9 protein-coding genes are annotated in these 15084 nt (G+C 56.1%); 5 read left to right on the top strand and 4 right to left on the bottom strand.

Annotated features, from left to right (window positions below):
- The first annotated feature begins 366 nt into the window (after nucleotides 1–366).
- The 3 genes from O1722_RS17090 (at nucleotide 367) to O1722_RS17080 (ending at nucleotide 7411) form a co-directional block, all read left to right on the top strand.
- Complete coding sequence (locus tag O1722_RS17090; protein ID WP_033486532.1) at nucleotides 367–3075, top strand: cation-transporting P-type ATPase; 2709 nt, start codon at nucleotides 367–369, stop codon at nucleotides 3073–3075.
- A gap of 106 nt (nucleotides 3076–3181) precedes the next feature.
- On the top strand, nucleotides 3182–4246 hold the full coding sequence (locus O1722_RS17085; RefSeq protein ID WP_033486531.1) for an efflux RND transporter periplasmic adaptor subunit: 1065 nt from the start codon (nucleotides 3182–3184) through the stop codon (nucleotides 4244–4246).
- A gap of 9 nt (nucleotides 4247–4255) precedes the next feature.
- Complete coding sequence (locus O1722_RS17080; protein WP_033486530.1) at nucleotides 4256–7411, top strand: efflux RND transporter permease subunit; 3156 nt, start codon at nucleotides 4256–4258, stop codon at nucleotides 7409–7411.
- Here O1722_RS17080 and O1722_RS17075 read toward each other — a convergent pair.
- Entirely contained in the window at nucleotides 7341–8462 is a 1122-nt protein-coding gene (locus tag O1722_RS17075; RefSeq protein WP_032670426.1) for a YbdK family carboxylate-amine ligase, read from the bottom strand. The two genes, O1722_RS17080 and O1722_RS17075, sit on opposite strands and share 71 nt — an antisense overlap.
- A 105-nt stretch (nucleotides 8463–8567) precedes the next feature.
- On the opposite strand from O1722_RS17075, the gene O1722_RS17070 reads away from it, so the two are divergent.
- A complete protein-coding gene (locus O1722_RS17070) occupies nucleotides 8568–9458 on the top strand; it encodes an oxidoreductase (protein ID WP_033486528.1) in 891 nt (296 codons plus the stop codon).
- A gap of 52 nt (nucleotides 9459–9510) precedes the next feature.
- On the opposite strand, the gene O1722_RS17065 is transcribed toward O1722_RS17070, so the two are convergent.
- From O1722_RS17065 to O1722_RS17055, 3 genes are all read right to left on the bottom strand, one after another.
- Nucleotides 9511–9930, bottom strand: coding sequence for a helix-turn-helix domain-containing protein (locus tag O1722_RS17065; RefSeq protein ID WP_045349893.1), 420 nt, complete (start codon nucleotides 9928–9930; stop codon nucleotides 9511–9513).
- A complete protein-coding gene (locus tag O1722_RS17060; protein WP_033486526.1) occupies nucleotides 9927–10238 on the bottom strand; it encodes a type II toxin-antitoxin system HigB family toxin in 312 nt (103 codons plus the stop codon). Before O1722_RS17060 ends, O1722_RS17065 begins: the two co-directional genes overlap by 4 nt.
- Nucleotides 10239–10659: 421 nt before the next feature.
- A complete protein-coding gene (locus tag O1722_RS17055) occupies nucleotides 10660–12780 on the bottom strand; it encodes a hypothetical protein (RefSeq protein WP_033486523.1) in 2121 nt (706 codons plus the stop codon).
- A gap of 498 nt (nucleotides 12781–13278) precedes the next feature.
- Between O1722_RS17055 and O1722_RS17050 the strand changes: the two genes are divergently transcribed.
- Nucleotides 13279–14970, top strand: coding sequence for a hypothetical protein (locus O1722_RS17050; protein ID WP_033486522.1), 1692 nt, complete (start codon nucleotides 13279–13281; stop codon nucleotides 14968–14970).
- Nucleotides 14971–15084: the final 114 nt, after the last annotated feature.

The following is a 15084-nucleotide window of genomic DNA, read 5'->3' as shown; positions in this document are numbered from 1 at the left end:
TAGATAATATTTTCGGGGCGATTAAATTAATATCGCGTTATGTAAATAAACGTCTTTCTCACGAAAATAATTTTACAAAGCTATAGGTGCTATATCCAATTAACGTCGCAATAACAATGGCTGCGACAATGTATAACGCCAGACGCCGTCCGCGATAAATACCAAACATGCTTCCTCCTCGTTTAGTGTTGGTTTAGAAATATTTTGTAAAAATCAACGCGTCGAAATAATTTTAATCAGTTTTGAATAACCGGGTAGTCAATATATTGCGGTAGATCAATTTAACCCGCAAGACTTAAAAATGAATTATTTAAAGCCAGAAAGGAATTCCGGCTTCCGTCCACCGGATATTGAAGGAAAAATACCATGACCAAAAAAAATTTCTCGCAGAATATGCCACCCGCAGGCGGGCTGGCGTACCAGCAGACCGTAGAGCAGGTGCTTGCTCAGGCGCAGAGCCAGGCTAATGGCCTGGACCGTGCCGAGGCGCAGGCGCGTTTACAGAAGCATGGCCCGAACGCGCTGCCGGAGAAAAAAGGCAAGCCGGGCTGGCTGCGTTTTCTCGCGCATTTTAACGATGTCCTGATTTACGTCCTGCTGGCAGCCGCCGTATTAACGGCAGTAATGGGACACTGGGTTGATACGCTGGTTATTCTGGGCGTGGCGGTAATCAATGCCTTAATTGGCCACATTCAGGAAAGTAACGCGGAAAAATCCCTGAAGAGTATTCGCAATATGCTCTCCAGCGAGGCGCGCGTTATTCGTAACGGCAACCATGAAACTATCCCGACGACGGAAATCGTCCCGGGCGATATTATTGTGTTGCGCGCAGGAGATCGTATACCGGCGGATATGCGCTTAATCGAAGCGCATAATTTACGCGTGGAAGAGGCAATTCTGACCGGTGAATCCACCGTGGTGGATAAACACACGAGCCCGCTGAACGGCGAATTACCGCTGGGCGACCGCACGAACCTGGTCTTTTCCGGTACGACGGTAAGCGCGGGCGGCGGCGTTGGCGTGGTCATTGCCACGGGCCAGGAGACCGAACTCGGCCACATCAACCAGATGATGGCGGGCATTGAAAAACACCGCACCCCGCTGCTGGTGCAGATGGACAAGCTGGGCAAAGCGATCTTCGCCATCATTCTGGCGATGATGGCCGCGCTGTTTGTCTTCAGCCTGGTGTTCCGCGAGATCCCGATGGGCGAGCTGCTGCTCTCCCTGATTAGCCTGGCGGTAGCCTCCGTACCGGAAGGTCTGCCAGCGATTATCTCCATTATCCTCTCCCTGGGCGTGCAGGCGATGGCGCGCAAGCGGGCGATTATCCGCAAGCTGCCGACGGTTGAAACCCTGGGCGCGATGACCGTGGTCTGCTCGGATAAAACCGGCACCCTGACCATGAACGAAATGACGGTGAAAGCCATCATCACCGCCGACACCTGCTATCGCGTGGACGGCAACAGCTACGAGCCGGTGGGCAACATCTACCTCGAAGGCAGCGACGAGCCGGTGCAGATCCAGCCGGGCACCGTGCTGGAGCAGTACCTGCGCACCATCGACCTGTGTAACGACAGCCAGCTGATTCAGGACGAGCGTGGCCTGTGGGGCATCACCGGCGGGCCAACCGAGGGCGCGCTGAAGGTGCTGGCGGCCAAGGCCCACCTCGAGCCGGTCGTGACCACGCTGGTTAACAAGATCCCGTTCGACTCTCAGTACAAGTACATGAGCACCCACTACCAGATTGGCAGTGAGGAGCAGATTTTGATTACCGGCGCGCCGGACGTGATTTTCGCCCTGTGTGAGCAGCAGCAGACCCGCAACGGTGCGCAAGCCTTTGACCGCGCGTACTGGGAAACGGAGATGGAGCGCTATGCGCGTCAGGGGCTGCGCATGGTCGCCGCGGCGTTCAAGCCAGCGAACGGCGAGCAGGCATTAACTCACGACGACCTGAGCCACGGTCTGATCTTCCTCGGCATTGCCGGGATGATGGATCCGCCGCGTCCGGAAGCGATTGAGGCGATTAACGCCTGCCAGCAGGCGGGGATCCGCGTGAAGATGATCACCGGGGATCACCCACAGACGGCGATGAGCATCGGCCAGATGCTGGGGATCACCAACAGCGAGCAGGCGGTTACCGGCTACCAGCTGGAGAAGATGGACGACGCCGAGCTGGCGGAAGCGGCGGTGAAGTATGACATCTTCGCCCGTACCAGCCCGGAGCATAAGCTGCGCCTGGTGAAAGCGTTGCAGGACAAAGGCGAAATCGTCGGCATGACCGGTGACGGCGTGAACGATGCCCCGGCGCTGCGCCAGGCGGACGTGGGTATCGCGATGGGCATCAAAGGCACGGAAGTGACCAAAGAGGCGGCGGACATGGTCCTGACGGACGATAACTTCGCCACCATCGCCAGCGCGGTAAAAGAGGGGCGTCGCGTTTACGACAACCTGAAGAAGACCATCCTGTTCATCATGCCGACCAACCTGGCGCAGGGGCTATTGATTGTGATTGCGCTGCTGGCGGGGAACATCATTCCGCTGACGCCAGTGCTGATCCTGTGGATGAACATGGCGACCTCCGCCACGCTCTCCTTCGGCCTGGCCTTCGAGGCCGCCGAGCGCAACATTATGCGCCGCCCGCCGCGTCAGACCGGGCAGCACGTGATGGACGCCTACGCCGTCTGGCGCGTGGCCTTCGTCGGCACCATGATTGCCATCGCCGCCTTTGCGCTGGAAGCCTGGCTGGCCCCGCGCGGCCACAGCGCGGAGTTCATCCGCACCGTGCTGTTGCAGATGCTGGTCTGCGCCCAGTGGGTATACATGATTAACTGCCGCAACACCGACGGGTTCTCCCTGAACCGCGGCCTGCTGGCGAACAAAGGGATCTGGCTGGTAACGGGCGTACTGTTCCTGCTCCAGGCGGCGATTATCTACCTGCCGTTTATGCAGATGCTGTTCGGCACCGAAGCGCTGCCGCTGCGCTACTGGTTCGTGACGCTGGCGGTGGCGGGCGTGATGTTCTTCGTCGTCGAAATCGAGAAGCGACTGACCCGCAGGTTCCGTAAGGCTGCATAACCTTTTGCCCTCACCCTAACCCTCTCCCACAGGGAGAGGGAACTCTGACCGCCCTCTCCCTGTGGGAGAGGGCCGGGGTGAGGGAAAACAACGCCGAGGTACTCCCATGAAATTCCCACTCCTGTTCGCGCTCCTCGCCTGCACCCTGCCACCCGCATTCGCCGCGGCCATTCCCGTGCGTGTCGCCACCGTGGAGCAGACCGCCCACGCCGCCGAGCGTCAGATCCCGGGTCGCATTGAAGCTATCCACACCGTTGAACTGCGCGCCCGCACGGAAGGCGTCATCACCAGAATCCACTTCCGCGACGGGCAGTACGTGAAAAAAGGCGACGTGTTGTTCGAACTGGACGACGCCGAGCCGCGCGCCGCCCTGCGTCTGGCGCAGGCCGAAGTGAGAAGCGCCAAAGCCACGCTGCGTCAGGCGCAGCAGCAGCTGTCACGCTTCGAAAGCCTGGGCAGCAGCAACGCCATCAGCCGCCACGACGTGGACAACGCCCGCATGCAGCGCGACGTAGCGAGCGCCGCGCTGGAGCAGGCGAAAGCCCGGCTCGACACCCGCAGCGTCACCCTGAACTACACGCGCATTGCCTCGCCGATTGACGGACGCATAGGGCACAGCAACTTTCACGTCGGCAGCCTGGTGAATCCTGCCAGCGGTGTGCTGGTGGAAGTGGTGCAGCTCGATCCCATCCGCATTGCCTTTGCGCTGGAAGAGGGCACGCTTGCCACTAAAGCCGGACAGCATGCGGATATCAGCGCCATGAAGCAGGCCTGGCAGGCGCTGATTGACAGCAACGGCCAGCGCATCAGCGGGGAACTCACTTCCGTGGACAACCGCATCGACCCGCGCACCGCCAGCGTGATGCTGCGCGCCGAGTTCGCCAACCCGCGCCATCAGCTGCTGCCCGGCGGCAACGTGAACGTCTACCTGCGTCCGTCAAGTGAGCAACCAGTGCTGACTCTGCCCGCCGCTGCCGTACAGCAGAATGGCCACGGGTTCTTCGCATGGGTGGTTAACGCCGAGAATAAAGCCGAAATGCGTCCGCTGAAGGTCGCCGGACAGATCGGCCAGCAGTTCCAGATTGCCTCCGGCCTGAAGCCCGGTGAGCGAGCGATTACTGACGGTGCGCAGCGTGTGCAGCCAGGCGTTGCCGTCCAGATACTGAATTAAGGAGCCATCATGCTGACGTTTTTCATCAAACGCCCGCGCTTTGCGATGGTGATTGCGCTGGTCATCACCCTGCTGGGGGCCATCGCGCTGAGGATTATTCCGGTGGAGCAGTACCCGCAGATCACCCCGCCGGTCGTGAATGTGTCAGCGTCATGGCCGGGCGCCAGCTCGGCTGACGTGGCGGAGGCCATCGCCACGCCGCTGGAAACCCAGCTGAACGGGGTGGATCATATGCTCTATATGGAGTCCACCAGTTCGGACGAGGGTAGCTATAGCCTGAACATTACCTTTGCGGCAGGCACCGACCCGGATCTCGCCGCCATCGACGTGCAGAACCGCGTGGCGCAGGCCGTGGCGCAACTGCCGACCGAGGCACAGCAAAACGGCGTGCAGGTGCGCAAGCGCGCCACCAACCTGATGATGGGGGTAAGCCTTTACTCACCGAACAACACCCACACGCCGCTGTTCGTCAGCAACTACGCCAGCACCCAGGTGCGCGAGGCGCTGTCGCGTCTGCCGGGCGTCGGGCAGGTACAGATGTTTGGCGCACGGGACTACAGCATGCGCATCTGGCTGCGCCCGGACCGCATGAACGCCCTGAACGTGACCAGCGATGACGTGGCGCAAGCGCTGCGCGAGCAGAACGTGCAGGGGGCGGCAGGCCAGGTCGGCACGCCGCCGGTGTTTAACGGCCAGCAGCAGACCCTGACCATTAACGGGCTGGGGCGCTTAAATCAGGCCGACGACTTTGCCAACATCATTATCCGCGCCGGGGATATGGGGCAACTGGTGCGCCTGAAGGACGTCGCCACCATCGAGCTTGGCTCGCGCAGCTACAGCTCTGGCGCGCAGCTGAACGGGCACGACTCCGCCTACCTCGGCATCTACCCGACGCCGTCCGCTAACGCCCTGCGCGTGGCCGATGCGGTGCGCGCGGAGCTGGAACGGTTATCCACGCGCTTCCCGGACGATCTGGTCTATGAAGTCAAATTCGACACCACCTCGTTTGTGGCCGCCACCATCAAAGAGATTGGCGTCTCGCTGGCGCTGACGATGCTGGCGGTGGTGGTCGTGGTGTCCCTGTTCCTGCAAAGCTGGCGCGCGACGCTGATTGTTGCCCTTGCCATTCCGGTGTCGCTGGTGGGCACCTTCGCGGTGCTCTATACGCTCGGCTACTCCGCCAATACGCTGAGCCTGTTCGCTATCATTCTGGCGCTGACCATGGTGGTGGATGACGCCATCGTAGTGGTGGAGAGCGTCGAAACGCTGATGGCGGAAGGGCAGAGCCGGACGGCGGCGACCGCGCTGGCGCTGCGCCAGATTGCCGGGCCAGTGATTGCCACCACGCTGGTGCTGCTGGCGGTGTTTGTGCCGGTGGCGCTCCTGCCGGGGATTGTGGGCGAGCTGTACCGCCAGTTCGCGGTGACGCTCTCGACTGCCGTCACGCTCTCAAGCCTGGTGGCGTTGACCCTGACGCCCGCGCTCTGCGCGATGCTGCTGCGCCCGCGTCCGGTACAGCCCGCCGCGATCTTCCGTGGGTTTAACCGCGGGCTGGACGCCACGCGCACGCTTTACACCCGGATCGTGAGCGTGCTCAACCTCCGTCCGTGGCTGGCGCTGCTGGCCACCGCAGGCGCGGCGGCGGTGGTGGTATTCAGCTTTATGTCGATGCCAAAGGGCTTCCTGCCGCAGGAGGATCAGGGCTACTTCTTCGCCAGCGTCCAGTTGCCGGAGGCAGCCTCGCTGGAGCGCACCGAAGCGGTGATGACCACCGCGCGCGAGCTGATCGCTAACAACCCGGCGGTAGAAGACGTGATTCAGGTCTCCGGGTTTAACATCCTCAACGGCACCAGCGCATCGAACGGCGGGTTTATCTCCATCATGCTCAAAGACTGGAGCGAGCGTCCGCCGCTGGATGAGGTGATGGGCACCCTTCAGCGCCAGTTGCTGGCCCTGCCGGAAGCCACCATCATGACCTTTGCGCCGCCGACGCTGCCGGGGCTGGGCAACGCCTCCGGCTTCGACCTGCGCATTCAGGCGCAGGCGGGGCAAAGTCCGGCGGAGCTGGAGCGCGTGACGCGTGAGGTGCTGGCGAAAGCCAACCAGCACCCGCAGCTGAGCCGCGTGTTCACCACCTGGAGCAGCAACGTGCCGCAGATGACGCTCACCGTTGACCGCGAGCGCGCGGCCCGCCTCGACGTGCCGGTGTCACGCATCTTCAGCAGCCTGCAAACCGCCTTTGGCGGCACGCGCGCCGGGGATTTCAGCGTCAACAACCGCGTCTACCACGTAGTGATGCAGAACGAGATGCAGTGGCGCGAGCGCGCGGAGCAAATCAGCGAGCTGTTCGTGCGCAGCAACAGCGGCGAGCGGGTGCGTCTGAGCAACCTCATCACCATCACGCCGACCGTCGGCGCGCCATTTATACAGCAGTACAACCAGTTCCCGTCGGTATCGGTGAGCGGCTCGGCAGCGGAAGGGGTGAGCAGCAGCACCGCAATGGCGGCGATGGGCGAGATTCTGGCGGAAAACCTGCCAGCCGGGTACGACTACGCCTGGAGCGGCATGTCGTATCAGGAGCAGCAGACCGGCAATCAGGCGATATGGATCGTGCTGGCGGCGGTGGTGATGGCGTGGCTGTTCCTCGTCGCCCAGTACGAGAGCTGGACGCTGCCGGCGAGCGTGATGCTCTCGGTGCTGTTCGCCATCGGCGGGGCGCTGGTCTGGCTGTGGCTGGCGGGCTACGCCAACGACGTGTATGTGCAGATTGGTCTGGTGCTACTGATAGCCCTCGCCGCCAAGAACGCAATTCTTATCGTGGAGTTTGCCCGCGCCCGGCGCATGGATGGAATGGCGATTGTCGATGCCGCACGGGAGGGGGCATCGCGCCGCTTCCGCGCGGTAATGATGACCGCCGTGTCGTTCATTATCGGCGTCCTGCCGATGATGCTGGCGACCGGGGCGGGTGCCCAGAGCCGCCGCATCATCGGCACTACGGTGTTCAGCGGCATGCTGGTGGCGACCGTGGTGGGGATAGTGTTCATCCCGGCGCTGTTCGTGCTGTTCCAGCGCCTGCGCGAGTGGGGCCACGGCCTTACGGACTCGTCGCCCACAGCTCACAGTGCTTCTGCACCAGAGAAATCAGCGAGCCGCCATCGGCGATAAAGTCCCGCATGCGCTGCGCCTCGCTCTTGCCCTGCTTTAACAGCAGGGCAATCTCATTGATTGCGCTTGTCGCGCCGAGCTTCTCGGCCGACGGCGCAACCTGCTCGAGCAGCCAGGCGATATCTTCCGCCACGGTTTTGTGCTCGCCGGTATGTACGTCCGTCAGAATGCCTTCCAGCCCGTAGCGACAGGCCTGAAAACGGTTAAAGCGATAGAGCAGAAAATCCCGTTCCTGATGCTTATACGGCCGCGCGGTCAGCAGCCAGTGCGACGTCGCCTGAATAAGCCCGGCGATGTTAATGGCGTGGCTGAGCGTTAGCGGCGTATCCATCACCCGCACCTCGACGGTGCCGAAGTGCGGGCTGGGGCGGATGTCCCAGTGCAGATCCTTAATGCTGTCGATCATGCTGGTGGAGCTCAGGCGGCGGAACAGCCCCTCGAACTCCTGCCAGCTGTTGACCCACGGCATCAGACCGTTATCCGGGAAGCCCGAGAAGATGTTGAGACGCGATGAGGCGAACTTCGTGTCCGTGCCCTGCATATACGGTGATGCGGCGGCCAGGGCGATAAAGTGCGGCACAAAGCGCGACAGGCCGTGCAGCAGGTAAATGGCGTCGTCCCCGGTCCGACAGCCGACGTGTACGTGCTGGCCGAACACCGTCGCCTGCAAAATCAGATAGCCAAAGCGCTCCAGCGTGACGTTATAGCGCTCGTCGTCGCACACTTCCTGCCGCTGCCATTTCTGGAACGGATGCGTCCCACCGCCGCAGATCTGGATATGCTGATCTTCCGCCGCGCGCAGGATGCTCTGCTGCATCACTGAAAACTGCGCCGCTGCCTGGTCGATGGTCTGGCACACGCCGGTGGCGATTTCGAGCATGCTTTCGGTGATGTCGTGTTTGACTTCCCCCCCTTTGATGTCGTCTTTGACGGCGGCGATGAGGGCAGAGGAGTCCTGGCTCAGATCGTAACCCGGCGGGTTAACCACCTGGAGTTCGAGCTCAATGCCGAGGGTATAAGGTTCAGAGGATTTGAAGTCGGGTAAAGGCATGGCGCACTCCGTTGTCTGTTATGAGTTGAGTATAGACAATGGGCGTGGCGCGCTCGTCTCAGGGTGGTATAACTGATAGCAGGCTTAGCAAAAGGGGAGTGACCCATGTCTGACTATCCAACCATTGCGCTGACAGGACCCGGTGCGATTGGGACCACCATCGCCGCGGTGCTGCATGAAGCGGGCCGCACGCCGCTGCTGTGTGGGCGCACCGCGCATCCGGAACTGCGCCTGCGTCATGATGAGGGTGAAATTGTGGTGCCCGGTCCGGTACTCACCGATCCCAGCGTCATTATGCGCCCCGTTGACCTCGTTTTTTTGGCGGTCAAAACGACGCAAAATGCCGACAGCGCCGGGTGGCTGCGCGCTCTGTGCGATGAAAACACCGTGGTCTGCGCGCTGCAAAACGGCGTGGAGCAGAAAGCCCAGCTTGCGCCTTTGGTCAATGGCGCAACGGTGCTGCCCTCGGTGGTCTGGTTCCCTGCCCAGCGCGAGCCGGATGCCTCCGTCTGGCTGCGCGCCAAACCGCGCCTGACGCTGCCGGACGTGCCGCAGGCGCAGCGGGTGGTGGAGGCGCTTCGCGGCACGCGCTGTGACGTTGAGCTCTCGACAGATTTCACTACCGTCGCCTGGCGCAAGCTGCTGCAAAACGCGGTCGCCGGGCTGATGGTGCTGGCCAATCGCCGCGCCGGGATGTTCAGGCGCGAGGATATCAGCGAGCTGGCGCTGGGCTACCTGCGCGAGGGGCTTACCGTCGCCCGCGCCGAAGGGGCGAAGCTGGACGATGCGGTGGCCCAGGAGATCCTGGCGAACTTCCAGCGCGCGCCAGTGGATTTAGGCACGTCGATCCTTGCCGACCGTCAGGCGGATCGCCCGATGGAGTGGGACATCCGCAACGGCGTGATCCAGCGCTACGGCTGCAGGCACGGGATTGCGGTGCCCGTCAGCGATGTGGTGGTGCCGCTGCTGGCGGCGGGGAGCGAGGGGCCGGGGTGAGAGATATAGTGGTATTAACGTCTGGGGAATTGGTCTGGGTGAAAACTTCGCATCAGTTCCCCACAAATGCGCTCACCGGCAAACCGAAACGCTTCGCCAGCGCTCGCATATGATCTAGCGTTAACGTGCGCTGTCCGTTAAGGATCCGACTTACCAGAGACTTCTTACCAATCTCGTTCTCGAAATCACTCTGAGTGAGCTGGTACTGATCCATTAGCGTTCGCAGTAACGCAACGCCTGACGGAATGCTGGCAATACGCGCGTTAAATTCTGCAAACTCCGGGGACGCGTTTTCATACTTATCGATTTTGGCAGTGAGCATATCTACCAGCGGGTTATCGGGGTCGTGCTCGATAAGATACTCTACCAGCGCCAGCGCATCCTCGTAGTCTTGCCGCGACGGGCTTGAACCCAGGAAAGGGAGCTCGTTTGTCAGAGCGTTTGCCGCTTTGATGGCTGCTGCATAATTCATTCTTTCGTTCTCCGGTAGTAGTCCGTGAGCTTGTCATAGTCTGCGTGAGTGCTGATGTGTTTGATGAAGATCTTTCCACGCTCAAAATCAGCAAAAAACATCACTCTTAGATGCCCGCCACCCACATCAATGACCCACCATTTTTCCCGGTATTTCATCCGGTCCAGGCTAGGAAAGCGCTTTCGCATCTCGTCTGGTGAGGGGTAGTGTTCCTTTTTTAGTACCCGGTAAAGATCGTCCAGGGCTTGTGCTTGATTGGGATAATGTCTGGCCGCTGTGTCGAAAGGCGCTCTTGAGACTATGTGCATCCTTGCCCCTTGTTTCCAGGTTGGAAATATTATAGATGGTGGTTGGTGGGTTGACAATACGGAAACTTCGATGAAATTGCAGTTTCTACATGATCGTGACAATTGAACTTTGCATTGAGTGCGAGCACTTTAAGTTGGAGTGGTATGTCATTAAAGTGCCAGAAGTATCTCGGCCTGAAGTATTTATGTGATTTGCGAAGCGTATTCAGGAATTGCTTGCTGGGAAGGAGTTCCGTGGAGATAGTTTTGCTAACCAGGTTATTTAGAAGCGTGTGAAAGATGCGTCCGCTATGTGCCATGAGCTGACGCTAATGAGAACATTCTGTGGAAATCAACGGGGTGTAGGTCAATTAGGCTGGACTGACCCCGCCCCGGTAGACGATCCTTGCCTATAGTTGGAGCATGAATTTCTCCCCAAGTATTAATCAAATTGGCGGCGAACCTCGATTTCAACAATGTGGCGAGGTGTTCGCCCAAGCTTAGCATCGCCGTTAGCGACAGCGATGATATCCTCATGCTCGTCGCCAGCCCACAGGCCAACAAGCTCGTGCAGAAAAAACTCCGCGTAGGAGCAACTGGCGTCCCGCACCCGCATCGCCGAAACCGAGGTTTTGCTCGTGTCCAACTGGGTCAAATTCCTAACGAGCCGAGCTGGGGCAACCCAGAGAACCGGGCGAGGAGAGGCCGGAGTCGCGAAAAGATAGTAGGCGTGTTCTGACTGCGTGAGTATGTCCTCGCACTGCTTCAGGTTAATGCCTACCGTCGAACTGAAGGCCTGTCCCGAATTAGTGCCTTTGCGCTTTTTCACCTGCATAAGGGTCGCACGCTGGACCACTGTTTTCCCCTTGTCCACGATACGGCTCAGGAACAGCACGTCTGCTCCCAGCGGAGCACCGGCTTGTGTGTTCGCCCCTTCCTCCCGCTTACTGGGTTGACGCACGTTCACTGTCAGGCTCGGATACGTCGCCCGCGTCGTAGCCGAGAGTTGGCGCAACTGGCTGCTCACGTTGCCAATCGCCTCCTTCGTCATAGTCAGGAGGCGCGCCGTATGGGCCTCCTCGTCCTCTCCCCAAGTCTTCGAATATTCGCGACAAAATTCTTCCTCAATCTGGCTAAGCGCCCTAAAGATGACTTGCTCCACGGAAGGATCGCTCAGCCAAGTTTTAGCTCCTACGCTAGGCAACGCAGTGTCTCCCTCGACCCGGCCTACCGGCCCCTCTAAGTCCAGTGCACCCTGCTTGGACCGCAGTAGTCCCTTGCACCTCAGTTGCAGTTGCCTTACATCAGTGCCGACAAGCCGATTCGCAAACGCCAGATGTTGCTCGTCATCCATCAATCGCAAAAGCACTGGCTCGACTTCGGCAAATGCCGTCTGCTCGAGCCAAAGGCAAGCAAAACTGAGGAGCCCCTGAGCTAATTCAGGTTCCTCATTCGCTTGATCGAACAGATCCTGTCGCCAGGCCTCGCGGGCGGCCGGGCCTAGTTGTGTCCACAGCGTTTTTCGACCACTCGTCAGGGATGGCAATTCTCTGAGACTGGCTACGACGTTTTGCTGGCTAGACCGCACAGGGTCTTCAAACTCGTGCCAAGCCGCCGCAAGCGCGAGGTCAGAGGGTATGGTGTCCACGCACAATGTAGCAAGCTTCGAGAAGGCTTTGGCAACGCCCCCCTTTAAATTGTCTTTCTTCTCTTTATGCGAATAGCTGTGCCAGCGCAGGAACAGATTACGTACATCCTCTGGCAATATCATGCTGCTATGTTGGATTAGCTCAGGAAAGACTGACAGATCTGCTCGTTCCAAAACCTGTTCGCAAGCCCACCGGGACGTCTGCACTGTCTGCGAATTCGCAAAAAGAGAGAAGACGAGCTCAGGCATGCTATAGCTTGGATAGCCCGACGGCTTGTCGATATGTTCTTCCAGGTATGCGCGTACACGCTGCCAATGCTGCTGGACCAGTTGATCGAAAGCCCAATTATTCGCCCCCAGAGGAGGGTCGACTAGTTGAAGTACATAGATGCAATCTTTCTCGGACGTATTGTCCACCAACGCCCTCATAACCTGCTGATCGTCCAAAAAATAACGCTTATAATATGAACGTTCATTTAACAACCAACTCACCCAAGTCGCATGTGGCTCGATTTCCGCCACAATGATTTCACGTAAGCCCGGGGGATCGACCTTAAGTAAGCTATCCCTGAAGGTATCCTGAGCGCGCTGGTAAGAATTTGGCTCCAAGATAGAGGACGAATTCTCAATCCCCGTGGATCCGTGTCCGAGAATTTTTAAGGTCAGCGCTATCTGCCCCTGCTGTGACGCATCTCTGAATTTGCTCATAAAATGCTCACGAGCAGTTAGCAGATCTTGCCAAGCCATAACCCCAAGACTGCGGTCCTCAGTTGATAGGTGGGAGTAGTTCAGACAAAGCATTTCTTTGTCGATGATAAAATACTGTGAGAGTAATTCGACAAGCGGCTGAGCCCAACCTTCTAACGAAATACTGGCAATTCCCTTCTGATCGTCAAAGTCAATATTTATGAACAAGATTCTTTCCCTTTTCCGTAGCTGGCGACGGCGACCTTGCCATGGTGGTCTGCAAAATCTCAATAAATATACCGTAGCCAAATCGCAGGCGGTTCAAGGAACCGCTCCTAGACAACAACAAACATTATAGAATTCCGTTGAAGTTGTTATTACTTCTATTTGAAAAATTTGCATATTACCTATCCACTTTAGCCAGATTATGGTTGACCTGTTCACAGTTGACTCATACATGGCATTGTTAGCAAGTGACCTGCACCCCATTAATTCACGCAGAATGCCGTTCGCAACGTCCGCTTCTCGCTCGCAGCAGACCTTCAGATCTGTTACCTAGTCCGCTTAGTGCCAAAAGCGGAAGTTGCTAGCTCACGCTGGCCGGAGCAGTGTGTTCGTGTTCTACATGAGTAAACGGCCACAAAGGTAGAAAAAAAGGTAAATTCACGGCACTGTAGAGTAGAATAAACGGGTTGATTTTACCTCTAACTGCTTGGAAGCTATCGAATGGACGACCACAATATTCCACTAATCTATCTTTTAAACACTGATGTAGATTCTGACAAAGCACTTCAAGCATCTGGCTTTAATGCACACAGATATAAACTGAATGGTTACGTTCTTCAAGAACAGTCTTATCATGCTAAATCAATTGCTTATCAGCATAGACTTCCTGATAACATACACGAAGCTGAAATTGTAGTTATCGATACCACGCTGAGAAACTTTAGCCATGGGGAAGGAAGAACGTCGTCAGTTCGTGTGTATTTTGAACATACACCTTCTTATGTTGACTTGCTTCCTCTTGATATGTCTGTAATCAGCAATGGAATCTTTTCTACTAAAAAAAAACAAGCAGTTGTTGTTTTTTGCAGTAGTTATACTGACATGTTTTATGCAATGGAAAATGGTCCTGTCAGAAATCCTCAACAATTAAGATATAGTACCTACGATTTTAATGATAGTTATCTTGGTGTTACTGATAGAACAGGTAATCGTTTTAAGAAACCGGATAATGTGATTGCTAAAGATTTGACAGACTTGATATTCAAATATTCACGCAACAGCCATTACAATGTTATTTTTAAAGGCATTGATGGACAGGATATAATTTTGGCTGAAAATGAAGGTGGAGAGGTTATTTCTTTTATAAGAATAATAAAAGAGAAAACCTTTATCTTTCTACCAGCGATTAATAACAAAAATGAATTCTTAAATGAGTTATTTAGCAGTGTCTTACCTGACATACCTCATTTTGAGGATTACTTTCCAAATAATGGTGGTTTTCAATGGATTAATAGCGATTTATATCTTTCTTATGAAGAAAAAACAAAATCCAATGAGATTGAAGAACTAAAATCTGAGTACGAAAAAAATAATTTAAAACTTCAAAGTGAGCTAATTGATTTATCTAACAAAGATGAAAATATAAAAACAAAAGCATTGCTCACTGCGACTGATGATGAACTTGTATTTTCGGTAAAGTGGTTCCTTGATTATATTGGTTTTGAAAACGTAATTGTTCCGGATGAAAATGTTGATGAAGAAAATGGTGAGGTTTTTGAAGAAGATTTAAATATAGAAACACCATCTGTAACATATCTCTTTGAAGTCAAAGGAATTGGCGGAACTTCATCTGATGACCAATGTGCTCAGATTTCAAAGATAGTGTATCGTCGTGAAGAGGCTAATCCTGAGCATAATTACAAAGGCGTTTATATAGTAAATCATCAACGCCAGAAAAACCCCAAAGAGAGAAAAAACCCGCCGTTCTTCGAACAGCAGGAGCTTGATGCTGCAATAGCTCGCAGAGGCATGACTTACACATATGAATTATTCCAAGTATATCATATGATTGAGTCAGGCATACTCGATAAAGCTGATGTAAGAGAAGCATTCAACCAGCGCGGCCTTATAAATTTCCGCAAATCATTTAAGCCCCTAACCTGCGACCATACCTTTCGTGACATCAATGTGTACTCTTTTGACCTTACTAGTACACCGGGCACGACTATAAGTGAAAAAGATAGGATTGTGGTGAAGGATGATGACAACCACTGGCATTTACTAACGATTGTCGGGATACAGGTAAACAAAAAACCAATCGAAGAAGCAACGTCAGATAGCGGTGCTAGTGCCGGTGTGAAAGTTGACAGACTGGTAACAGGGGCGAGAGAATTTTTCCTTTTGAAAAAATAAACAAAGAAGCCCTAACGGGCTTCTTTGTTCTATCTTATTTATTTATCATTTATGAGTTGATGTCCGTTTTTCGCTCAAAGCGGCCATATCAAATGTATGCAGGACAGGACAGGC

The sequence above is a fragment of the Enterobacter cloacae complex sp. HYC003_NIDB genome (genome assembly GCF_056673375.1).
Note: the sequence above shows the minus strand (reverse complement) of the source record. Positions and strands in the feature narration are given on the sequence as shown.